Genomic DNA, 20,342 nt, shown 5'->3' on the forward strand with positions numbered 1-20,342 from the left:
GACCGCCGCCTTATTCATCATGCGATGAATTATGCGCCTCCCGATCGACGGCGTCAACGGCTTCTGCAGAGCGCAGGAAGCGAGTGGAGTTCAGTCGAAGAGGTAGCGCTGCACCGTAGGGCCGATCCGCGCGACGAGATCATCCACAGGAGCCGCGACGAGGGCCGGGAGCTTCAACACGTAGCGGGCGATCAGCATGCCGGCGATCTGCGAGGCGACGAGCGAGGCCCGCAGGTCGGCGTCGTCCACGCCGAGGCTTCGCGAGATGCGGGACAGCAGCTCGCGCGAGAGGAATCCGGCCAGCAGTGGCGTCGTGAGTCGACTCCCGATCGCCGTGCGCAGGAGCATGACACCGCGCCGGCGCACCTCGGGCTGTTCGAACGCCTCCAGGACGTACCGGATCAGGCGTTCACCGACCTCGTCACGCGGCCCTGTGAGGATCGCAGGCACATCGATGTCCGGTCGCAGCGGGATGCCGACGGCTTCGGCGAACAGATCGGCCTTGGTGCCGAAGTAGTGGTGCACGAGAGCGGAGTCCACCCCGGCTCTCGCGGCGATGGAGCGGACCGTCGCTCCGTCGTAGCCCTTCTCTCCGAAGTCGTCCACGGCGGAGGCGATGATGCGCGCCCGCGAGTCCGAGACACCGCGGGGGCGGCCTCGCCGCCGCACGGGCTTCTGCTCGGTCATGCCCGTCAGCCTATGACGTGGAGCGACAGCACGGCGTGCAGGTCAGTCGAGAAGATGGCGGAGGTAGCGCGTCGGCTGTTCGAGGAACGATCGCCAGTGGTTCACGATCTCGAGGTCTTCCCACTCGGCCGGGCGCACACCCCACTCTCCGACCTCGAGGATCTTCGCGCCAGGCAGGGCGGCCAGCACCGGAGAGTGGGTCGCACACAGCACCTGCCCTCCCTCGTCGGCGATGCGGCGGAGCACGGCGATCAGGGCCAGGGTGGAGTTGAAGGACAGCGCGGCTTCCGGCTCGTCGAGGCAGTAGAAGCCGGGCTCGTCGAAGCGGCTCTCCAGCAGCGCGAGGAAGGACTCGCCATGGCTCATCTCGTGGAACGGCACATCGGGCGCGCTGGTCGACGGGTTCTCCTCGAGGTACGTGTAGAACGAGTGCATCGTCTCCGCACGGAGGAAGAAGCCCCATCGACTCGAGCCCACTCCCCGCTGCAGCCGCAACCACTCCGACAACGGTGACTCGGTCGCCCGGGTCGTGTGTCGAGCTTGCCGGGAGCCGCCCTCCGGCGAGAGTCCGTACGCGATCCCGATGCCCTCGACCAGGGTGGACTTGCCGCTGCCGTTCTCCCCGACGAGGAAGGTCACCCCGGGGTCGAGGTCGATCCCCTCACGCAGCACCTGGGCGACGGCGGGGATGGTCGTCGGCCATGCTGCCCCCGGCGTCGGCGCGTCGTCGTTCGGACGGACGGCGACGACGGGCTGCTGCCGTCGTCGTCGCGAGGTCGGCTCCCAGAACGCATCCATCGTGATCCCTCCCCGCATGACGTCACGGAGAGGCTACCCGCATCCCCCGACAGCGAGACGAGCAGGAACCTCAGCACTCGATGACGTTGACCGCGAGACCGCCCTCGCTGGTCTCCTTGTACTTGGTGGACATGTCGGCCCCCGTCTGGCGCATCGTCTCGACGACCGCATCGAGCGAGACGTAGTGGCTGCCGTCGCCACGAAGGGCGAGTCGGGCAGCGGTCACGGCGGTCGAGGCGGCGATCGCGTTGCGCTCGATGCACGGGATCTGCACGAGCCCGCCGATCGGGTCGCACGTGAGACCGAGGTGGTGCTCCATCGCGATCTCGGCGGCGTTCTCGATCTGCCGGTTCGTTCCGCCCATCACTGCGGTGAGTCCACCGGCGGCCATGGCGCAGGCGCTGCCGACCTCGGCCTGGCATCCGCCCTCCGCTCCGGAGATCGACGCGTTGGCCTTGAACAGCGACCCGAGTGCCGTCGCCGTCAGGAGGAAGCGCCGGATGCCGCGGCGACGGTTCGCCTCAGCGGTCTGCTCGTCGTCGAGGTCGTTCCCGTCGCTCACGGCGTGCACGTCCGACTCGAAGCCGAGCAGGGCACTGCCGACCAGTTCGCCGTAGGGGGTGACCGCGTTGCCCGCCCCGAGTCCCGAATCGGCGAGGAACCGCCACCAGTACATCGCCACGGCGGGAAGGATTCCTGCGGCCCCGTTCGTCGGAGCCGTGACCACGCGACCACCCGCCGCGTTCTCCTCGTTCACGGCGAGTGCGAAGGCCCCGAGCCATTCGCCAGGGAGCTCGCGATGCCCGTCGGCCTCCACCTCTTCGAGTTGACCGCGGATCACACCGGCACGCCGCTTGACCTTCAGGATCCCGGGGAGTGTGCCGTCGGCGTGGAGGCCCGCATCGACGCAGCCCGACATCGCGTCCCAGATCGCATCGAGTCCGGCGGCGACCTCTTCCTCCGAGCGCAAGGACGTCTCGTTCAGGCGCGCGACCTCGGCGATCGACAGCCCGTTCTCGTCGCAGAGGGCCAGCAGCGACGCGGCATCCGCGTAGGAGTACGGGAATCCCGCGGTCGTGAGCTTCGCCTCCTCGCCGTCGCGTCGGATGAAGCCGCCTCCGACCGAGTAGTAGGTCTCCTCGGCGACCACCGCGCCTGAGTCGTCCCAGGCGGTGATCGTCATGGCATTCGGGTGTCCGGGGAGCCGGGTGCGCGGCGCGAACACGATGTCGTCCTTCACGAACGGGACGTCGTGGGTGCCGTCGACACGGATCACGGCGTGCGCGGGCAGATCGGTCCAGGCGGACCGCACGTCGGCCGGATCGCAGGTCTCCGGCGTGAGACCGCGCAGGCCGGCGACGACCGCATCCGGAGTGCCGTGGCCGATGCCCGTCGCCCCGAGCGATCCGTAGAGGGTGCTGCCGATCCTGGCGACCTGCGGAAGAATGCCCGTCGCCGTGAGTCGCCGAGCGAAGTCCAGGGCCGCTCGCATCGGTCCGACCGTATGGGAGCTCGATGGCCCCACTCCGATGGAGAAGAGGTCGAAGGCCGAGACGTACGCTGTCACCCCTCCAGGCTACGCCGGATTCGCCACTTCGGTTCACCGTGGTTAACTCATCAGCGCGTCAAGCCCCTTCCCGTTCTGCACGTGCGGAGCCATCCTGTTCGGACCACATCGTCGAAAGGGGTCATCATGACCGACACCACTCCCGATCCGGAGACCACGGACGAGTCCTCCCCCGAATCGCAGACCCCCACGCCCACGCCGTCGTCGGACACGAGCGAGGGCGAGGTCACGACACCCGCCGAGGCGGAATCGCCCGAGGACGCGGACCCGAGCGAGGTGCCGAGCACCGAGGAGCTCGAAGAGCCCAGCACCGAGAAGGCCCCGGGTGAAGAGCCCAAGGCTCCGAAGCGCGAGGAGCCCGAGCCCGACCACGAAGCGGTCGGCATCGGCGTGATCGACACGGAAGAGCCCCCGTCCGACTGACCTCCCGCCTCCACCCGACCCGCGTAGAGCCGCTCCCGTCGCACTTTCTGTCGCTAAATCGTCGATCGAGCGACAGAAAGTGCGACGGGAGCACTCAGGCCGGGGGGGCTACTCGACGAGCTTGCCCTCGGTGTCGACCTCCCGCATGAGCTCAGCGATCTCGGGCGAGATCTCAGGGATCGCCTCGCGCGTCACACCGTCCTTCGGCGACCACACCAGGTTCACCTGCAGCGTCGGGTCGGTGTCAGGGAAGTCGCTGCGGTTGTGGCATCCGCGGGTCTCCCGACGTTCCAGCGCCGCCTCGAGGGTGGCGCGCGCGGCGAGCGCCGACGCCTTGAGATCGAAGGCATGCGCGAGATCCTGGAAGCCCGCGATGTCGGGGTGGATCCCGATGTCCTCCATGCGCCCCTCGATCATGTCGAGGTCGGCGAGCCCCGCGCGCAGCCCCTCCTCCGAGCGCACGACTCCCGCGTACTCGGTCATCAGGTTGCGGATCGCCCGCTGCAGGGCACGGACGTTCTCACGTCCCTCCGCGGCGAGCAGGTCGTCGATCTCCGCACGCGCCTCGGCGACGGCCGTCGCCGACCGACGCTGCGCATCCAGCCCGGCCGCATGCTCCATGGCGGCCTGCCCCACGATGCGCCCGTAGACGAGCAGCTCGATGAGCGAGTTGCCCCCGAGCCGGTTGGCACCGTGCAGTCCGCTCGAGGCCTCGCCGATCGCGTACAGGCCGTCGACGTCGGTCTGGTGGTCTTCCGGCCGCACCCACACACCGCCCATCGAATAGTGTGCGGTAGGCGCGATCTCGATCGGGTCGGTGGTGATGTCGAGCATCTGCAGCTCCATCATCGTCTGATAGACGCGCGGCAGGCGGGTCATGATGGTCTCGCGCGGCAGGTGCGACACGTCGAGCCAGACGCCGCCGTTGTCGGTGCCGCGACCTTCCTGGATCTCGGTGTAGGCCGCGAGCGCGACGCGGTCCCGCGTCGACAGCTCCATCCGCTCGGGGTCGTACTTCGCCATGAACCGCTCGCCGAGCGCGTTGCGCAGGATGCCGCCCTCGCCGCGAGCCGCCTCGGAGATCAGGGTGCCCGCAGCGCTCTCCGGCTCGATGATGCCGGACGGGTGGAACTGCACGAGCTCGGGGTCGCGCAGACGGGCTCCCGCGTCCACCGCCAGCCGGAAGGAGTCGCCCGTGTTCTCGTCTCGGCGGGAGGAGGTGCGGCGCCAGATGCGGTTGTGTCCGCCCGCGGCGAGGATCACGGCATCCGCGTGGATGAGGTAGCGAGTGCCGTCGGCCTGGTCGAAGCCGTAGGCCCCGAACACCACGTTGTCGCGCACCAGGAGGCGGGTGATGTAGACGTGGTCGAGGATCGGCACGTCGAGCTGCTCGGCCTTCCGCACGAGGGTGCGCTGGATCTCGAGTCCCGTGTAGTCGCCGGCGAACGCCGTGCGGCGGAAGGTGTGCGCACCGAAGAACCGCTGCGAGATGCGGCCGTCGTCTTCACGGGCGAAGTCCATGCCCCAGCGCTCGAGATCGCGGATGCCCCGCTCGGCGCCCTGGGTGACGATCTCGACCGTGTGGGGATTCGCGAGGAGGTAGCTCTCCTTGATGGTGTCTGCCGCGTGCTGCTGCCAGCTGTCCTCTGCGTCCATGGTGCCGAGAGCTGCGTTGATGCCACCGGCGGCGAGTGAGGTGTGCGCATCCTGCCGCGGTCGTTTGCCCACCGCGAGCACGTCGACGCCGTGTTCGGCGATCTCGATCGCTGCCCGCAGGCCGGACCCTCCGGTGCCGATGACGAGGACGGTGGTGGATATCTGACGTTCGCGCGTAGCCATGCGGTCCACGGTAGTTAGGCGATCCTAATAACTCCAATGCATAGTTCGACTTGAAACGATGCGGGTAGGCTATGGACATGAACCTCGAGCAGCTCCGCGGGTTCGTCGAGGTCGCGCGTCTCGGACACTTCACCCGCGCCTCCGAGCACCTGCACCTGGCACAGCCGTCATTGAGCCGGCAGATCTCGACGCTCGAGCGCGAGCTCGGCGCCGAACTGTTCCACCGCGCCCGTGGCCACATCGCGCTCACGGCAGCCGGCGAGACACTGCTCCCCCGCGCACAGCGCATGCTGTCGGAGGCCGATGCCATCCGCGACGAGATGGGCGAGCTGGCGGGACTCCGACGGGGACGTGTGCGCCTCGGCGCCCCTCCCACGCTCTGCATCAGCCTCGTCGCAGAAGCGATCCGGTCCTTCCACACCGCGCACCCCGACGTCGACCTGCATCTCACGGAGAGCGGCTCCCGCCGCCTCGTCGAGGAACTCGCCGTCGGCGCGGTCGACATCGCACTCATCACGGAATCCGACGGCCCTCCACCCTCCGGATTCAGCCTCACGCGGATGCCGCTGCTCACCGAGGAACTCGTCGTCGTCTCGGCCGCGACCGAGCCGCCGGTATCGAGCTCGGCATCGATGACGCTTCTCCACCTCGCGACCCTCCCGCTGATCGCGCTCGACGAAACCTACGAGCTTCGAGCCACGACCGATGCGGCCTTCCGCGCCGAGGGCCTCAGGCCCACCCATGTGCTCGAAGGCGCCGAGATGGACGCGGTGCTGCGTTTCGTCGAGCGCGGTGTCGGCGTCGCCGTCGTTCCGGCGATGGTGCTGCTCGATCGGCCCGCGTTGCGGTCCGTCCGGTTGACGCACCCCATGATGACCCGCACGGTGAGCCTCGCCCACCGTGCGGACGTGACGCCCGCCGTCGCCGTCGCCGCGATCCGCGACGTGATCGTCGCGACCGCCGCCGAGGTGGCCGACCGCGACCCGGCGATCACGAGCCTGCTCACCTGACGGCCCGGGGGCTCGTCCGTAGGGATGAGCCGGCTCGCTCCCGGAAACGCAGAAACGGCCTCCACCGAAGTGGAAGCCGTTTCTCACTGTCTCAACACAGTGTGCGCCCGAAGGGACTCGAACCCCTAACCTTCTGATCCGTAGTCAGATGCTCTATCCATTGAGCTACGGGCGCCCGACCCGCTCAGCGGGCCGTAGAACAGCCTACAACAGTCGCGACGCGAAAGCGAAACGAGGCCTCAGCTGTCGGCCGATGCGGCCTTCTGCTGCTTCTTCCGCCTCTTGGCCTTGGCTCTCTGCTCCGACGAGAGCGCCTGCAGATCGACGAGCCGAAGGGCCTGCATCCGGGCTTCGCGCATGCGGTTGTAGTCGGGATCCTGGTCGGGGCGCATGCCCTCGACACGCAGTCGACGGTCGAGGTTGTGGCGCACGTCGGCCCAGGCCGCGCTCCTCGCCTCCTCCACGATCGCGGCGAGCTGCTCCCTGTCCTGCATGATCTCGCGCAGACGCACGGCGACGCCGGTGGACTGCTTGGCCCGACGGCGGAGGTTGCGCACATCGCGGTCGCGGTAGTCGTGCGTTCCCACCGGGTCGGAGTGCCGGCCCCTCGCCCGCTTGCGCAGGGCGGTGACAGTGGCTGCGGCCTGTTCCGACTCCTCGGCCATGGCACGGAGTGCCTCACGCGCATCGTCGATGTACTTGTCCATGTCGAAGACGCCGTCTTCGGCGATGGTGCCGATGAGGATGTGGTTCTTGACGGCAAGGCGCGCAGCAGCAGTCGCGATCGCGACGCCTTCGGCGATGGCATCCGCTGTCCGTCCCACCGGTACCTCCTCTCCTTGAGCGTACCGGTATCGATGCAGCCCGGTGTCGGCCAGAATGGTCGGAATCAGCATGCCGCACACGTCCGACATCCGCGGGTCCGCACCCCGATCACGTCCTGCAGGAGACGCATGAAGCACCTCGATCTCACCCGGGGCACCACCGTGATCACCGGAGGCGCCAACGGCATGGGCGCCGAGATCGCACGCCAGCTCGCCGCCCGTGGAACGGCCCTCGCGCTCATCGATCACGACACCGCGGCTCTCGACAGGATCACCGAAGAGCTTCGGGGCGCCCGTGTGTCGACGCACGTCGTCGACCTCCGCGACGACGACGCCGTCTTCGCGGCCGTCTCGGACATCACCGAGACGCACCAGCGGATCAACGCGCTGATCACGTGCGCCGGCTCCTCCATGCTCGGCGACATCGACCAGCTGACGATGGAGGAGATGCGCTGGCTCACCGACGTGAACCTCTGGGGCACCGTCTCCGTCACCAAAGCGCTCCTCCCCGCGCTCCGCGCCGCCCCTGCCGCCCACATCACCCACCTGGCGAGCGTCTACGCCCTCGCCGCCCCCGCCGGACGGATCCCCTACGCGGTGAGCAAGTTCGCCGTACGCGCCTTCTCGGAAGCGCTGCGGCACGAGCTGGACGGCACCTCCGTGAGCGTCGGCGCCGTCTACCCGGCCGGGGTACGCACCGGGATCATCCTGCACGGCCGCTATGCCGCGGCGATCGACCCGAAGGTCGCCGCCCGCGCCGCTGCCGCCCAGGCGGCGATGTACCACACCGAGCCGGCGGACGCGGCGGCACGGATCATCCGCGCGACCGAACGGCGGGCAGCACGCACGATGGTCGGGCGCGAGGCGCGCCTGATCGATGTGCTCACCCGTGTCGCGCCCTCGTCGTACTGGCGCGTGATGCGTCGGCCGCTGCGCGAAGCGATCGACACCACCACGCCGATCTCCTGAGGCGGATGGCCCGCCCCGGAGAGAGCACACTGGCCTCAACGGACGACGCCCACCCAGATACCCGATGCCCAGGCCTGCTGATCGCCGTTGCAGCCGACCGATCCGGGATACCCCCGCACAACGGCCATGCAGTTGGCGAGGAACTCCGGGTCGCTCCCGAACAGCGACCCGTAGGCCCCGGACGACGTGAGCGAGCCCCACACGCGGAACTGATAGATGTGCGCCAGCTCGTGCGCCATCGCCCAGTTCAGCCGGCCGGCACCCCAGTTCGCGATGTCGGCGCGGTACTTGATGTACCCGTTGCTGTTCGCGCAGGCGGGGGCGTTCCCACCTGCACACGATGACGACTCGTAGAGTCCGACACCCCCGCCGCCGACGAGGTCGAGCGCCGCGCGCACCCTGGCGTAGCCGTCAGGGCCGCTCGACGACCATGCGGGTCCGCCCGGGCCCGAGCTCTGAGCCGCCTGCCACGAGGCGACCTCCGCGCCGACCTTCTCGGTGAGCGCGTGCACGGTCGCCGTGGCCGCAGCGACCGTGTCGGGGTTCTCCTTCTCGGCGGCGACCGTCTGCTGTGCCGAGAGTGCGGCAGCACGGTGCGCGGCGGTGTCGACCCGCCCCTCGGCCCCCTGAAGGGCGACGGCGAGCGCCTGCACCTCCGCGAGGAAGGCGGGGCGCTGGGCAAGGACGGCCGCGCGCTCGGCGGTGTCCTGCTCCGCACGACCGACCGCGCCGTCGAGGTAGTCGGTGCGCTGTCCGGCGTCGTGGTACTGCTCGGTGAGTGCGGCCAGCTGCGTCACCGCGGCCGTCCTGTCCTGCTCGAGGCCTTCTGACCTGCCGATCATCCCCGCGACGAGCAGGACAGAGGCAGCGAGCGTGACGGCCAGGGTGCGTCGCATCACGGCAGGAAACCTGTCGTGTCCGCGATCTGAGCGTCCTGCTCCGCAAGCTGCGAGCGCAACGCGGTCAGCTGCTCGGCGAGGTCGAGATTCTCGCCCCGCGTCGATTCCAGCGCGCGTTCGATCCGCACGACCTCCGCCTTGACCGCGGCGATCGACGCCAGACGCTCCTGATCGGCGATAGCCACGAGCGTGACCCCACCGACGAGCAAGAGGCATCCGATCGCGACAGCCAGACTCCGCATCTCGCCCCCAGGACAGCGCACCAGTTCCGGACCCACTCCGATCGCCCCAATATACAACCGGAGGGCCCTCCGCAGGCCCCCGAACGTGAGAGGGCGGGATCGTCAGGCTCAGACCGTCAGATCGCTGCTCTCCGCAAGACGTCGCTCCGCTGCGGACTGGCCGCTGGCGAGGTGCGCCGGCACGATGCGACGCAGTGCTTCCGTGTCACGAGCCGTCATCGCCTCCAGGATGATGCGATGCTCGTCCGCCATCGCGAGCAGGTCGTCGTGCTGACCGAACAGCCATCGCAGACGAGTGAGGAAGACGGCGATCAGCTCGCCGAGCATCTCGTTCGCGGCGAGTTCGACGGCCACCTCGTGGAACTCCGCTGCGGCGATCCGCGCAGCCTCGGAATCCTCCGCGCGGGCTGCGGCGAGCTCGCGCTCGTAGGCGGCCCTGATGCGGGCGATCCCGGCCTCGTCGTGCCGCTCCGCGGCGAACACGAAGATCAGCGTCTCGATGGCCTCGCGCACCTCGGCGAAATCCTGGATGTCACGGTGCGTGAACTCCCGCACGACCGCCCAGGTGCGAGGACGGGCGACGACGATCCCCTCCGCGACGAGCGTGCGGATGGCTTCGCGCACCGGAAGGCGCGACACGTTCAGCTCCGCCGCGATGTCCCGCTCGACGAGTCGCGCACCGGGCTTGCGTCGGCCGAGGATGATGTCATCGCGCAGGATGCGTGTGACCCGCACCGACTCGAGTTCTCCGCCTGCTGCTATAGCCCCCGCCATCTGGGCATTCTCGCATTCCCGGCGGTGTTCCTCAACTTTTGGTATCCCAAGGCTCCGACCGGTGTGCTCCCGGCACGCGGGCGAGAGGACGCTTTCCCTCGCCCGCATCGCCGATCAGGGCAGACGGTTCGCGCGTGCGAGGTTCGCCGTCAGCTCCTCCGCGTTCTGCCGGACGACGTACGCCGGACGGTCGCGCTCGACGCGCCACGACTCGCTGAGCGGACCGACGTTGACGGTGTCGAAGCCCGCTTCGTCGTAGAAACGCGTCACGAATGCGACAGCCTCGGCGTCATCACCGGCGGTGGCCAGCGCCCGGCGGTTCGGCGTGCCGGCAGGAGTGCCGTCCGAGGTGATCTCCGCGGCGTAGATGTGGTTGAAGGCCTTCGCGATCTTGGAGTTCGGGAGTGCGCGCTGCACCAGCTCAGACGTCGTGGTCTCCCCCTTGTCGAGTGCCTCGATGTGCCCGTCGCGCTCGAAGTAGTAGTTGTTCGTGTCGAGCACGATCTTGCCGGCGAGCTGCTCGGCCGGCAGGTCGTCGATCGCGCGGAGCGGCACCGTGACGACCGCGACATCCGCAGCAGCGGCGGCATCCTCCGCAGTGGCGGCACGAGCGTTCGGGCCGAGCTCGGCGACCAGGTCGGCGAGCGTCTCCGGTCCTCGTGAGTTCGCGATCACCACGTCGTACCCGTTCGCGATCGCCACGCGTGCGACCTGGCTGCCGATGTGTCCTGCACCGATGATTCCGAGAGTTGTCATGTCGGCACCAACGCCGGGAGCGCGGGGCTATTCCCGTCGCGTCTTCCGGTGACGATTCAGCTGCGGGTGAGCGCGTCCTCTGCTGCGACCCAGGCGAGCATGGCGCATTTGACGCGTGCGACGTACTTCGACACCCCACCGAGCGCTGCGGCGTCCCCGAGCAGCTCCTCGTCGGGTTCGATCTTGCCGCGGGAGCGCATCGCCTCACGGAATGCGGCGATGCGCACCTCGAGATCTTCGACGCTGAGCCCCTCGGCGAGCTCTGCCAGCAGCGAGGCGGATGCCTGCGAGATCGCGCACCCGTGGCCCTCCCAGGCGATCGCCTCGACGCTGCCGTCGGCTCCGCGGTGCACCTGGAGGGTGATCTCATCGCCGCAGGTCGGGTTCAGCTGGTGCGACTGCGCCGGGATCTCCTCCCGCAGCCCGTACCCGTGCGGGGTGCGCGAGTGGTCGAGGATCAGCTCCTGGTACAGGTTCTGCAGGTCGCTCATGCGCCCCTCCGGAAGAAGTCGATGGCTCCGGCGACGCCTTCGATCACGGCCTCCACCTCGGCGTCGGTCGTGTACAGATAGGTGCTCGCCCTGGTGGAGGATGTCACACCGAGCCGGCGGTGCAGCGGCTGTGCGCAGTGGTGCCCGACACGCACCGCGATGCCGAGATCGTCGAGGAACTGCCCCAAGTCGTGGGAGTGGATGCCCTCGACTTCGAAGCTCGCCAGTCCGACCCGGGGCAGGTCGATGTCGGCGCCGAGCACGCGCACGCCGTCGATCGCACTCAGACCGTCGACGAGTCGCCGACCGAAAGCCGCCTCGTGTGCGGCGATGCGCGGCATCCCGACCTCGGTCAGGTAGCCGACCGCCGCGGCGAGCGCGATCGCCTGCGACACCCGCTGAGTGCCTGCCTCGAAGCGCTGCGGCGGCGCGAGGTACTCGGCTTCGGTCGTGGTGACCGTCGTGATCATCGACCCGCCCGTCAGGAACGGTGGCATCGCGGCCAGCACCTCGCGGCGACCGTAGAGGGCGCCGATCCCCGTCGGTCCGAGCATCTTGTGGCCGGAGAGCACGGCGAAGTCCACATCGAGCGCGCGCACGTCGAGGGGCAGATGCGGTGCCGACTGGCAGGCGTCGAGCAGCGTCAGCGCGCCGACCTCACGGGCGAGTGCGACCAGCTGCTCCACGGGGTTGATGACTCCCAGCACGTTCGAGACGTGTGTGAAGGCGACGAGCTTGGTTCGTGCCGTGATCAGCTCGGCGGCGATGTCGAGCCGCAGGGCACCGTCGTCGTCGAGGGGGATCACCTTCAGGGTGGCGCCGGTGCGCGCCGCGAGCTCCTGCCAGGGGATGAGGTTCGCGTGGTGCTCCATCTCCGTGGTCACGATCTCGTCACCCTCTCGCAGCCGCAGGCGCTCCGCCGCCGCACCGCCGCGCCCGAGCGACGCGTTCGAGAGGGAGTAGGCGACGAGGTTGATCGCCTCGGTCGCGTTGGAGGTCCAGACGATCTCGTCATCGTCGGCACCCACGAATCGCGCGACGGCCGCACGGGCGTCCTCGAACAACTCGGTCGCCTCGGCGGCGAGCGTATGCGCACCACGATGCACAGCCGAGTTCATCGATGTGGCGAAGTCGCGCTCGGCGTCGAGCACAGCCAGTGGTCGCTGCGACGTCGCCCCGGAGTCCAGGTACACCAGCGGACGCCCGTGCACCTGCGCCCCCAGGATCGGGAAGTCCCCGCGGATGCGCCGCACCTCGGCATCGTTCAAGGGGGCGATCACGTCGACACCGGGAGAAGCGCTCATCCCTCCATTTTCCCACCTGCGGACCAGGGGTGGGCGCGAAGGGTCAGGGACCATCGAGAGTCTTCGCGTCGGCGGCCGCGTCGTAGCGGTCCTGCGCCTCGCGCACGTCCTCGACATGGGACTCCGCCCAGACCTGCAGCGCCTGGAGCGGCGCATACAGCGTGCGCCCGAGCGAAGTGAGCAGATAGCGGGAGTGCCCGTCGTCTCCGACGCCGCGCTCCAGCATCCCGTCGCGCTCGAGCGCACGGAGTGTGTCGATGAGGACCTTCTTCGTGATGCCGTCCATGCGTGTGTGCAGCTCGCCGAAGCGCAGCGGCTGTTCGTACAGGAGGACGACGATCATCGCGGTCCATTTGTTCGCGATGCGCGCGAGTGACGCGCGCGACGGGCAACTGGCCGAGAACACCGTCCACGTGTTCGACATCCGCTGCCCCTCCCGGTGACGTTGAAGTAACCGCGCCCCTGCCGAGACGCTGGATGCTCCACAGTACCGACCCATCGAGAAGGAGCATCATGTCGGCGATCGACGTCGTAGGACAGTACGGTGCGGCCATGGCCGCCGGAGACATGGAGGCGCTGTCGGCGACCTTCCATCCGGACGCCGTCTGGCACCAGCCCGGAGCGAACCAGCTGTCAGGGGATCACGTCGGCCCCGACGCGATCATCGCGCACCTGGGTCGATTCATGCAGCTGAGCGGAGGCACATTCGTCCTCGAGACGGACTTGGCGACCGAGAGCGGCGCCCTGGTATCCGCCACCGTGCGATTCCGTGCACAGCGCCAGGCGCGGGACGACGGCGATCAGCACGTTCTCGATCAGCACGTTCTCGATCAGCACGGTGTCGACGTGTTCCGCGTCGCCGATGACCGCATCGTCGAGGTCTGGCTGATGAGCGAGGACCAGGATGCGGAGGATCGCTTCTGGGGCACGGCCTGATCCGTCCCCTGATTCGCGCGATGCCGGGCGGTCACGGACCTCGACCGCCCGGTGTCCGCACCCCTAAGCTCATCCCATGATCGCCCAGGACACGCTGCTCGCCTTCATCGTCGCGGCGTTCATCATGGTCGTCATCCCCGGGCCGACCGTGCTCTTCACGATCGGCCGAGCCATGGCGCTCGGCCGGATGGGGGGATTCCTCAGCGTCCTCGGCACGGCGGCCGGATCGATCGTGCTCGTCGTCGCGGTGGCTCTCGGCGTCGGCACCGTGATCGCGCAGTCGGTCGTGCTGTTCACGATCGTCAAGGTGCTGGGCGCCGGGTATCTGATCTTCCTCGGCATCCAGGCCATCCGCCACCGGAGAGAGGCGGCCAGGGCCATGGCCACGACGCAGGCCAGACGCTCCGGCTGGCGACTGTTCACGGAGGGTTTCGTCGTCGGCGTCACGAACCCGAAGTCGATCGCGTTCTTCCTCGCGATCCTCCCCCAATTCGTCGATCTGCAGGCTGGATCGGTGCCGGCACAGCTGGTCCTGCTCGGGGTGATCGTCGTCGTGATCGGTGTGACCTGCGACGCCGTATGGGTGCTCCTGGCGAGCGCCGCCCGCGACTGGTTCGGCCGCTCGCCCCGACGCATCGAGGCGATGGGGGCGACCGGTGGCGGGTTGATGATCGCTCTCGGCGCGTTCCTGCTGGTGTGGAGTGAGAAGCCGGCCACCGCCTGAACGCGCAGGATCACATCCGGGCGAAGCGGGCCCTGGCGATGCAGAAGACGCCGTAGACGGCGAACCCCGCGCCGACCGCTCCCAGGACGAGCCCGCCCAGGGGCAGATCGAGCAGACTGTGCAGGGCGGCATCGAGCCCTGCCCCCTTCTCCGGGTCCTGCGTGACGGCGGCGACGACAAAGAGCACTCCGGTCACGGCCACGGCGATGCCCTTGCCGAGGTAGCCGATCACTCCCAGCGTCACGATGCCCCCGCGGGCGACTCCGGACGGCAGGTCGAGCAGCTTCTCGAAACCGCGGGTGAAGCCGCCGACGACGAACCCGACGCCCACCCCGACGACCGAGAGCCCCACGACGACCAGCAGGGCCACGCCACCCGGAGCCGAGAGCAGGACAGCGCTGAGTGTCTTCGATGCCGTCTCCGAATCGGCTTTGCCGCCCACGGCGTAGATCAGAGCCATGCCGCCGACCACGAGGTAGGCGGCTGCGATGCCGAAGAGCTTGACGCGCTGGCCCCACTTCTTGGTCTCGGCCGGGTCGGCGGCGAGGAAGGCACTCGCGATCTGCCACACGGCCAGCGCGATCAGCCCGGCGGCCACGAGCACGAGCAGCAGCCCACCGATCGGGCTCTGACGGATCTGCTCCATCGCTCCGTCCTGGTCGGCGTCACCGGAGGCACCCGCCGCGATGGAGATCGCCACCGAGCCGATGATGACGTGGATGAGGCCGAGCACGACGAAGCCGACACGGGCGATCCGTCGGAACGTCGACGACCTCTTGGCCACGCGTGCCGCGTGCTTGACCGTGCTCATCGTTGCAGCGTATCCGTCGTGCGGATTCCCACCGAGGGGCTTGATTTCGCGCCGCCCATCACTCAGGCGCGTGCCACCGGCTGCCGGAGGATCGTGCGCAGCTTCGCCGGGTCGGCGCGGCGCAGATCGCTCAGGTAGATCTCGTGATGGAGCCCCCGCATCTGCAGCCCGTTGTCGGGGATGAAGTGGTGATGCAGCTCTTCGAGCACCCGTCCTTCGTCGTCGAACGGTCCGATATGGAGTGTCTGCACGCAGGTGCCCTCCTCGAGGGTCTGCAGCCGCACGGAGTCGAGCGCCGGGAGCGGCTCCTTCTTCTTCGCGGCCTTCTGCGACACGGAGTCGACGGCTGCCGCGAACATCTCCGGGTTGACGTGATCGCCGACCATGATCATCATCGTCCACAACCAGGCCGACTTGTCGCGGCGCGAGGTGAACGACTCCATGTCGGGTGCATGCCACAACCCTTCGAGGGGCATGACCACGGCGTCGATGCCGAGGTCGTTCCGGCTCGCGAACTTCAGCGCGTATGCCAGGGGGAACAGCGCCGACACAGCATCCCGGTAGGCCGGCGCGGTGTTCGGGTCTCCTGCCCCGTCGATCATGAGGTACTGCAGGGGCGGCACCTCGACCACGCGGAACTCGCCCCGCTTCGCCCGATACGCGTCGAGCGTCTTCTTGAGATCGATCGCCGCCATCACGTGCCTCCCTGGATCGTGCGCCCAGTGTCGCACGGGCCACGGACACGGGGTGGGCACGCACGCGCACCCACCCCTTCGGCCTCAGGCCGGCTCGACCGGAAGCCAGAGCTCGCACGACGCGGAGTCGCCGCTGAACTCGAGGTAGCGCACGATCGACGGACCGGGACGCAGCCGCCACGGGTTCGAGGGGAACCACTCGGTCGCCGTGGCAGCCCACAGCGTCTGCAACGTCTCGGGGAAGGGGCCGCTGGCGGCGAAGACCGCCCATGAGCCCTCTTCGACCGGGAGCACGTCGAGGTCGTCCGGAGCCGATGCATTGTTCTGCACCGCGACTCCGTGCAGATACGTCAGCAGCGAGCCTTCCGGAGCATCGGGTTCGACATCTGCCGTGACGGCCAGGATCCCGGACGGCTCTGCATCGCCGAGACCCTTGAGACGCGCATGCTCTTCGGGTGGGATCGCCGCGATGTGCGCCTGGATGTGCGGATTGACGCCTTCGTGGATCAGCGGAACCTCGACGGCGTGACCGACGAGCACGAGTGCGGGGCGGTGGCTGATGGTGACGTGCATGGGGATGCTCCCTTCGACGCTCAGGCGGAACCGGAGCGTGGGTTGTGTTCGAAGAGGACCCCCGTCACGGCGCGCATCGGCCGGGCCGATGCCGTGCACCGCACGGAAGGCGCGAGCGAACGCCTCGACCGAGCCGTACCCGTGGCGCACGGCCACGTCGAGCAGGCTCGGAGCGCCCGCCGCGAGTGCCGCTCCCGCGTGCGTCATCCGGCGACGACGCACGTACTCCGAGAGCGGCATCCCCGCCAGCGCCGAGAACATCCGACGCAGGTGGTACTCCGTCGTGCCGTGCTCACGGGCGAACGTGTCGACGTCGATCTCCCCCACGACACCGTGGGTGTCGACGAGGTCGACCAGGGCGTTCAGCGTGCCGATCATGAGGTCCTCCATTCCCCACCATCGTCGCCGCGCACCGCATACGCCGACCCGACTTCTCCGGTCGGATCGGGTCGGCTCTCCGCCGACGCCCGATCAGAGCTCGACGGGAGGCGCCGGCTCCGTCTCCGCTTCCTCCGGATGCCGCGCGAGGTTCACGATGCCGGCGACCAGACCGCCCCAGACCGTGACCATGGCGATGATCATCATGACGATCGCGACCGGAGTCATGCGCTCGCTCCCTTCGTCGTGGTGCCGACCGCCGGGATCGCGGACGTCTCCGCATCCGGCTCGTACTCCTCTTCGACGAGGAACTCGTCGTACTCAGGATCGTCCTTCGCGTGAGAACGGCCGCTCCATGGCAGCGCCGACAGGATCAGGGCCAGCACCACGAGGGCGATGACCATGCCCCATCCGAAGACGGCGAGGAACCAGGCGGGGTAGCCGCTGTACGGCTCGGACGTCTTCGCGATGAGCTCGCTGATGAAGAGGTACCCGAGCACGACGGGTGCCAGCACGCCGACGAGCAGCTTCCAGACGGTACCCACCCGGAAGCTCGATCGCCGATTGAGGTGCTCGACCAGGACCGGCAGCTTGTGCAGCAACCAGGCCACGATGATCACGGCCACCAGGGCGACAGCCATGATGCCGAAGGAGTTGACGAAGGCATCGACGGTATCGAGCACCGATAGTGCTGTCGTCGTCGAGAACAGTGCCATCGAGACGATCGCGAGCGGGATCGCCACGGTCAGGGTCGTGCGCACACGCGCCCAGCCCAGCTTGTCCTGCAGCGCGGCGACGATCACCTCGAGGATCGAGATGAGCGAGGTGACGCCGGCGAACACCAGGGCCCCGAAGAACAGGACGCCGATGATCGATCCGCCCGTCGCCTGCGACACGATCGTCGGGAACGCGATGAACGCCAACCCGATGCCGGAAGAGGCGACCCCTGACACGTCTGTCCCCTGTGCCTGCGCCATGAAGCCGAGGGCTGCGAACACACCGATGCCGGCGAGGATCTCGAAGCCCGAGTTCGCGAAGGCCACGACGAGACCGGAACCGGTCAGGTCGGTCTTGCGCTTGAGATACGAGGAATAGGTCACCATGATGCCGAACGCGACCGACAGCGAGAAGAAGATGTGCCCGTAGGCGGAGGCCCAGACCCCCGGGTCGGCGAGCGCCTCCCAGTTCGGGGTGAAGAACGCGTTGAGGCCGTCCATCGCACCGGGGAGGAACAGCGACTGCACCACGAGGATCGCGAACATGACCGTGAGCAACGGCATCAGGATCATGTTCGCCCTGCCGATGCCGCGCTTCACGCCGAGCGCCATGATCACGATGACGATGAGCCACACGACCACGAGGGGGATGCCGACCTGGGGGACGAAGTCGGTCGAGACGCCGACCTCGGCCACGTCAGCCGAGCGCAGGAAGTCGACGAAGAAGAAGTCGTTCTCATTCCCCGCGCCCCAGGTGAGCTGGGCCGAGAACCAGGTGTACATGGCCGCCCACGCGATGATCACGGCGTAGTAGACGGCGATCACGACGCAGATGAGTACCTGCCACCATCCGAGGGGCTCGGCCGCACGGTGCAGGCGACGGAAGGCGAGAGGAGCTGATCCGCGGTAGCGATGACCGATCGCGTAGTCGAAGAACAGCAGCGGGATGCCGGCGGTCAGCAGCGCGCACAGGTACGGGATGAGGAACGCCCCGCCGCCGCCCTCGTAGGCGACGTAGGGGAACCGCCAGATGTTCCCGAGACCGACCGCGGAGCCGATCGCCGAGAGGATGAACACGTTGCGCGAACCGAAGGCTTCGCGTTTGTGGGTCTGCGTCGTGGCGGAAGACATGCGCACGAGGCTACCCGAGGGCTGAGCCGAATGTCGGGTCGGACACAGACACGAGACGATCCCGCCGCTTCAGCCCAACTCCTCCGCCAGCTCGGCCAGGCTGGAGAAGTGCCCGTCGAAGGAGTCGGTGTCCGCGGGCGGATCACCCGCCGGACGCGGCACGTAGGCGGTCCTCATCCCCACGGCTCCGGCGCCTCGGAGGTCCCAGGCGTGAGCGGCGACCATGAGCACGCGCGTCGGGTCGCCGCCCGCCTCCTCCACCGCGAGCCGGTAGACCCGTGGGGAGGGCTTGTAGGCCTCGACGGCGTCCGCGGAGAGGGCTCCGTGCCACGGCAGTCCGGTGTGCTTCTCGAGCGCGTGCAGCGACTCCGGGTTCGCGTTCGACAGCCCGAGCACACGGAAGCGGGCGGCGAGACGCTCGACGCCCTCGCGCGAATCCGGCCAGGCGGGAAGACGCTGCGTCACGGTGGCGAGGCGATCGATGGCCGCGGGATCCGTGATCCCCGTGGTTTGCGCCACCCGTGTCGCCGCCTCGCGATCCAGGATCCCGGAGTCGACGTAGTCGCGCTCACCCCGTGCGATCCGGCGCTGCTCCCCGTCGACATGACGTTCCCAGACGGCGAGGAGTTCATCGGAATCTCGCGGAGAGCCGCCCGCCTCCTCGATGGCGGCCCGAAGCCCTCCGGGCTCGTCGACCAGGGTACCCAGCACGTCGAAGACGATGGTGGTGATGTCGCGAAGCATGATTCGAGTCTGCCCCGACAAGGGGACGCAGGGGCCGGGAACGAGAAACCCCCGCCGGAGCGGGGGTTCTTCTGCGGAGACGAGGGGATTTGAACCCCTGGTCCCCGTGAGGGGACTCCACCTTAGCAGGGTGGTGCACTCGGCCGGACTATGCGACGTCTCCAGGCATCCGACCCGAAAGCGCGGATGCACCTAGCCATCATAACGGGTCCGGGGAGCGGACACGAACCGCGCCCGGCCGGTCGTCCCTCCTCGTCTTCGTCCGCCTGGGATACTGACCGCAGATCGCGGACGTCGCCAGCCGCTGATCCGGAGGGACGCCATGACCGAGAAGCTGACCGAGCACGGGACCGACTCCTCACCGTCCAGCGGCCTGTGGAGCCGACGCGCAGCCGGGTACGGAGTGGTGCTCGTGCTCCTGGTCGTCTCCTACGGGCTGTGCGCGACCCAACCGAGCACCGACCCGAGCCCGTGGGCCTTCCTGCCGATGCTGGCGACCGTCGCCGTGGTCTTCTACGTCACCGGAGCGACGCGTCTGGCGCAGCGCGTCTCGTGGGTGGTGCTCTCCGCTGCCGGTCTCGCCGCGGTCATCGCCGGCGCACTCGGTCTCGACGGCCCGCTCTTGGCCATCCCGCTCTCCGCCGCCTCGATGCTCGCCCTTCTCGTGGCGCCGTGGGTCATCATCGCGCACCAGGTCACCCGTCGCGGGCTCGACTTCGAAGCGCTCCTGGCCGCGGTCACCGCGTACATCCTCGTCGGGATGTTCTTCGCGTTCGTGTACAACCTGATGTCGCAGCTGTCCCCGACCCCGCTGTTCGGCGACAAGACCGCGGAGTCGCTGGGAAACCAGCTGTTCTTCTCCTTCACGGCCCTCACGACGACGGGCTACGGCAACATCGTCCCGGTCGGAACCGGTGGGCAGGCGGTCGCGATCGCCGAGGGCATCACAGGACAGCTGTTCCTCATCACGGCCGTCGCCCGGATCATGCGGGGCGCCAGCGCCACGCGCACCCCGGCGGCGTCCGAGTGAACCTCGACAGAGCATCGACAT

Annotated in this window: 24 protein-coding genes and 2 tRNA genes; 6 read left to right on the forward strand and 20 right to left on the reverse strand. The window is 68.6% G+C overall.

Features of this window, described 5'->3' with window-relative positions; genetic code table 11:
* Positions 1-90: 90 nt before the first annotated feature.
* From RN51_RS11625 to RN51_RS11635, 3 genes are all read right to left on the reverse strand, one after another.
* Positions 91-687, reverse strand: a complete 597-nt coding sequence (locus RN51_RS11625; protein ID WP_052674696.1) for a TetR family transcriptional regulator — start codon at positions 685-687, stop codon at positions 91-93.
* 42 nt (positions 688-729) lie between these two features.
* The gene (locus RN51_RS11630) at positions 730-1,485 is read right to left on the reverse strand and encodes an AAA family ATPase (protein WP_045264208.1); all 756 of its coding nucleotides are present in this window, start codon (positions 1,483-1,485) and stop codon (positions 730-732) included.
* A gap of 70 nt (positions 1,486-1,555) precedes the next feature.
* Complete coding sequence (locus RN51_RS11635; protein WP_045264209.1) at positions 1,556-3,052, reverse strand: L-serine ammonia-lyase, iron-sulfur-dependent, subunit alpha; 1,497 nt, start codon at positions 3,050-3,052, stop codon at positions 1,556-1,558.
* 126 nt (positions 3,053-3,178) lie between these two features.
* On the opposite strand from RN51_RS11635, the gene RN51_RS11640 reads away from it, so the two are divergent.
* The gene (locus tag RN51_RS11640) at positions 3,179-3,475 is read left to right on the forward strand and encodes a hypothetical protein (protein WP_045264210.1); all 297 of its coding nucleotides are present in this window, start codon (positions 3,179-3,181) and stop codon (positions 3,473-3,475) included.
* 108 nt (positions 3,476-3,583) lie between these two features.
* Here RN51_RS11640 and RN51_RS11645 read toward each other — a convergent pair whose 3' ends face one another.
* Positions 3,584-5,314 (reverse strand): L-aspartate oxidase, encoded by a 1,731-nt coding sequence (locus RN51_RS11645; protein WP_045264211.1) that lies wholly within the window; start codon positions 5,312-5,314, stop codon positions 3,584-3,586.
* A gap of 71 nt (positions 5,315-5,385) precedes the next feature.
* On the opposite strand from RN51_RS11645, the gene RN51_RS11650 reads away from it, so the two are divergent.
* Positions 5,386-6,324, forward strand: coding sequence for a LysR family transcriptional regulator (locus tag RN51_RS11650; RefSeq protein WP_082066569.1), 939 nt, complete (start codon positions 5,386-5,388; stop codon positions 6,322-6,324).
* A 102-nt stretch (positions 6,325-6,426) separates the two neighbouring features.
* Here the strand turns inward: RN51_RS11650 and RN51_RS11655 are convergent.
* Both RN51_RS11655 and RN51_RS11660 read right to left on the reverse strand, forming a co-directional pair.
* Positions 6,427-6,499 (reverse strand) — tRNA-Arg (locus RN51_RS11655).
* Positions 6,500-6,563: 64 nt separating this feature from the next.
* Entirely contained in the window at positions 6,564-7,148 is a 585-nt protein-coding gene (locus tag RN51_RS11660; RefSeq protein ID WP_045264363.1) for a hypothetical protein, read from the reverse strand.
* Between the two features lie 129 nt (positions 7,149-7,277).
* Between RN51_RS11660 and RN51_RS11665 the strand changes: the two genes are divergently transcribed.
* Positions 7,278-8,117 carry an SDR family NAD(P)-dependent oxidoreductase gene (locus RN51_RS11665; protein ID WP_045264212.1) on the forward strand — a complete coding sequence of 280 codons (840 nt, stop codon included), beginning with the start codon at positions 7,278-7,280 and terminating at the stop codon, positions 8,115-8,117.
* Positions 8,118-8,152: 35 nt separating this feature from the next.
* Here RN51_RS11665 and RN51_RS11670 read toward each other — a convergent pair whose 3' ends face one another.
* The 7 genes from RN51_RS11670 to RN51_RS11700 form a co-directional block, all read right to left on the reverse strand.
* The gene (locus RN51_RS11670) at positions 8,153-9,013 is read right to left on the reverse strand and encodes a hypothetical protein (protein WP_045264213.1); all 861 of its coding nucleotides are present in this window, start codon (positions 9,011-9,013) and stop codon (positions 8,153-8,155) included.
* On the reverse strand, positions 9,013-9,258 hold the full coding sequence (locus tag RN51_RS11675) for a hypothetical protein (protein WP_045264214.1): 246 nt from the start codon (positions 9,256-9,258) through the stop codon (positions 9,013-9,015). The genes RN51_RS11670 and RN51_RS11675 overlap by 1 nt, the downstream gene beginning before the upstream one ends.
* A 108-nt stretch (positions 9,259-9,366) precedes the next feature.
* Positions 9,367-10,032: a GntR family transcriptional regulator gene (locus tag RN51_RS11680; protein ID WP_045264215.1), complete on the reverse strand. Its 666-nt coding sequence runs from the start codon at positions 10,030-10,032 to the stop codon at positions 9,367-9,369.
* Positions 10,033-10,146: 114 nt separating this feature from the next.
* A complete protein-coding gene (locus tag RN51_RS11685) occupies positions 10,147-10,788 on the reverse strand; it encodes an NADPH-dependent F420 reductase (protein WP_045264216.1) in 642 nt (213 codons plus the stop codon).
* Positions 10,789-10,844: 56 nt separating this feature from the next.
* On the reverse strand, positions 10,845-11,279 hold the full coding sequence (sufU, locus tag RN51_RS11690; RefSeq protein WP_045264217.1) for a Fe-S cluster assembly sulfur transfer protein SufU: 435 nt from the start codon (positions 11,277-11,279) through the stop codon (positions 10,845-10,847).
* Positions 11,276-12,583 (reverse strand): aminotransferase class V-fold PLP-dependent enzyme, encoded by a 1,308-nt coding sequence (locus RN51_RS11695; protein WP_045264218.1) that lies wholly within the window; start codon positions 12,581-12,583, stop codon positions 11,276-11,278. The genes sufU and RN51_RS11695 overlap by 4 nt, the downstream gene beginning before the upstream one ends.
* A 43-nt stretch (positions 12,584-12,626) precedes the next feature.
* Complete coding sequence (locus tag RN51_RS11700; protein WP_045264219.1) at positions 12,627-13,007, reverse strand: winged helix-turn-helix transcriptional regulator; 381 nt, start codon at positions 13,005-13,007, stop codon at positions 12,627-12,629.
* A gap of 89 nt (positions 13,008-13,096) precedes the next feature.
* Here RN51_RS11700 and RN51_RS11705 point away from each other — a divergent pair, with 89 nt between their 5' ends.
* Both RN51_RS11705 and RN51_RS11710 read left to right on the forward strand, forming a co-directional pair.
* Positions 13,097-13,519, forward strand: coding sequence for a nuclear transport factor 2 family protein (locus RN51_RS11705; RefSeq protein WP_045264220.1), 423 nt, complete (start codon positions 13,097-13,099; stop codon positions 13,517-13,519).
* Positions 13,520-13,595: 76 nt separating this feature from the next.
* Positions 13,596-14,243 carry a LysE family translocator gene (locus tag RN51_RS11710; protein WP_045264221.1) on the forward strand — a complete coding sequence of 216 codons (648 nt, stop codon included), beginning with the start codon at positions 13,596-13,598 and terminating at the stop codon, positions 14,241-14,243.
* A gap of 10 nt (positions 14,244-14,253) precedes the next feature.
* Here the strand turns inward: RN51_RS11710 and RN51_RS11715 are convergent, their stop codons facing one another.
* The 7 genes from RN51_RS11715 to RN51_RS11740 form a co-directional block, all read right to left on the reverse strand.
* Positions 14,254-15,054: a DUF1206 domain-containing protein gene (locus RN51_RS11715; protein ID WP_045264222.1), complete on the reverse strand. Its 801-nt coding sequence runs from the start codon at positions 15,052-15,054 to the stop codon at positions 14,254-14,256.
* 62 nt (positions 15,055-15,116) lie between these two features.
* Positions 15,117-15,749, reverse strand: a complete 633-nt coding sequence (locus RN51_RS11720; RefSeq protein WP_045264223.1) for a GyrI-like domain-containing protein — start codon at positions 15,747-15,749, stop codon at positions 15,117-15,119.
* Positions 15,750-15,833: 84 nt separating this feature from the next.
* Complete coding sequence (locus RN51_RS11725) at positions 15,834-16,700, reverse strand: AraC family transcriptional regulator (protein WP_045264364.1); 867 nt, start codon at positions 16,698-16,700, stop codon at positions 15,834-15,836.
* Positions 16,701-16,793: 93 nt separating this feature from the next.
* Complete coding sequence (locus RN51_RS18260) at positions 16,794-16,928, reverse strand: methionine/alanine import family NSS transporter small subunit (protein WP_082066570.1); 135 nt, start codon at positions 16,926-16,928, stop codon at positions 16,794-16,796.
* Positions 16,925-18,547, reverse strand: coding sequence for a sodium-dependent transporter (locus RN51_RS11730; protein WP_045264224.1), 1,623 nt, complete (start codon positions 18,545-18,547; stop codon positions 16,925-16,927). The genes RN51_RS18260 and RN51_RS11730 overlap by 4 nt, the downstream gene beginning before the upstream one ends.
* A 69-nt stretch (positions 18,548-18,616) precedes the next feature.
* Complete coding sequence (locus tag RN51_RS11735) at positions 18,617-19,291, reverse strand: haloacid dehalogenase type II (RefSeq protein WP_045264225.1); 675 nt, start codon at positions 19,289-19,291, stop codon at positions 18,617-18,619.
* 74 nt (positions 19,292-19,365) lie between these two features.
* Positions 19,366-19,454, reverse strand: a tRNA-Ser gene (locus RN51_RS11740).
* 159 nt (positions 19,455-19,613) lie between these two features.
* Between RN51_RS11740 and RN51_RS11745 the strand changes: the two genes are divergently transcribed.
* Positions 19,614-20,321, forward strand: coding sequence for a potassium channel family protein (locus RN51_RS11745; RefSeq protein WP_045264226.1), 708 nt, complete (start codon positions 19,614-19,616; stop codon positions 20,319-20,321).
* Positions 20,322-20,342 lie beyond the last annotated feature (21 nt).

The sequence above is a fragment of the Microbacterium oxydans genome (genome assembly GCF_000956405.1).
Lineage (GTDB): Bacteria > Actinomycetota > Actinomycetes > Actinomycetales > Microbacteriaceae > Microbacterium > Microbacterium oxydans_C.

Bases quoted from the DNA above. Each gene is read 5' to 3' on its own strand.
- RN51_RS11625 (WP_052674696.1), bottom strand. From the start codon at position 687: ATGACCGAGCAGAAGCCCGTGCGGCGGCGAGGCCGCCCCCGCGGTGTC.
- RN51_RS11630 (WP_045264208.1), bottom strand. From the start codon at position 1,485: ATGGATGCGTTCTGGGAGCCGACCTCGCGACGACGACGGCAGCAGCCC.
- RN51_RS11640 (WP_045264210.1), top strand. From the start codon at position 3,179: ATGACCGACACCACTCCCGATCCGGAGACCACGGACGAGTCCTCCCCC.
- RN51_RS11645 (WP_045264211.1), bottom strand. From the start codon at position 5,314: ATGGCTACGCGCGAACGTCAGATATCCACCACCGTCCTCGTCATCGGC.
- RN51_RS11650 (WP_082066569.1), top strand. From the start codon at position 5,386: ATGGACATGAACCTCGAGCAGCTCCGCGGGTTCGTCGAGGTCGCGCGT.
- RN51_RS11665 (WP_045264212.1), top strand. From the start codon at position 7,278: ATGAAGCACCTCGATCTCACCCGGGGCACCACCGTGATCACCGGAGGC.
- RN51_RS11670 (WP_045264213.1), bottom strand. From the start codon at position 9,013: ATGCGACGCACCCTGGCCGTCACGCTCGCTGCCTCTGTCCTGCTCGTC.
- RN51_RS11675 (WP_045264214.1), bottom strand. From the start codon at position 9,258: ATGCGGAGTCTGGCTGTCGCGATCGGATGCCTCTTGCTCGTCGGTGGG.
- RN51_RS11680 (WP_045264215.1), bottom strand. From the start codon at position 10,032: ATGGCGGGGGCTATAGCAGCAGGCGGAGAACTCGAGTCGGTGCGGGTC.
- RN51_RS11685 (WP_045264216.1), bottom strand. From the start codon at position 10,788: ATGACAACTCTCGGAATCATCGGTGCAGGACACATCGGCAGCCAGGTC.
- sufU (WP_045264217.1), bottom strand. From the start codon at position 11,279: ATGAGCGACCTGCAGAACCTGTACCAGGAGCTGATCCTCGACCACTCG.
- RN51_RS11695 (WP_045264218.1), bottom strand. From the start codon at position 12,583: ATGAGCGCTTCTCCCGGTGTCGACGTGATCGCCCCCTTGAACGATGCC.
- RN51_RS11700 (WP_045264219.1), bottom strand. From the start codon at position 13,007: ATGTCGAACACGTGGACGGTGTTCTCGGCCAGTTGCCCGTCGCGCGCG.
- RN51_RS11705 (WP_045264220.1), top strand. From the start codon at position 13,097: ATGTCGGCGATCGACGTCGTAGGACAGTACGGTGCGGCCATGGCCGCC.
- RN51_RS11710 (WP_045264221.1), top strand. From the start codon at position 13,596: ATGATCGCCCAGGACACGCTGCTCGCCTTCATCGTCGCGGCGTTCATC.
- RN51_RS11715 (WP_045264222.1), bottom strand. From the start codon at position 15,054: ATGAGCACGGTCAAGCACGCGGCACGCGTGGCCAAGAGGTCGTCGACG.
- RN51_RS11720 (WP_045264223.1), bottom strand. From the start codon at position 15,749: ATGGCGGCGATCGATCTCAAGAAGACGCTCGACGCGTATCGGGCGAAG.
- RN51_RS11725 (WP_045264364.1), bottom strand. From the start codon at position 16,700: ATGATCGGCACGCTGAACGCCCTGGTCGACCTCGTCGACACCCACGGT.
- RN51_RS18260 (WP_082066570.1), bottom strand. From the start codon at position 16,928: ATGACTCCGGTCGCGATCGTCATGATGATCATCGCCATGGTCACGGTC.
- RN51_RS11730 (WP_045264224.1), bottom strand. From the start codon at position 18,547: ATGTCTTCCGCCACGACGCAGACCCACAAACGCGAAGCCTTCGGTTCG.
- RN51_RS11735 (WP_045264225.1), bottom strand. From the start codon at position 19,291: ATGCTTCGCGACATCACCACCATCGTCTTCGACGTGCTGGGTACCCTG.
- RN51_RS11745 (WP_045264226.1), top strand. From the start codon at position 19,614: ATGACCGAGAAGCTGACCGAGCACGGGACCGACTCCTCACCGTCCAGC.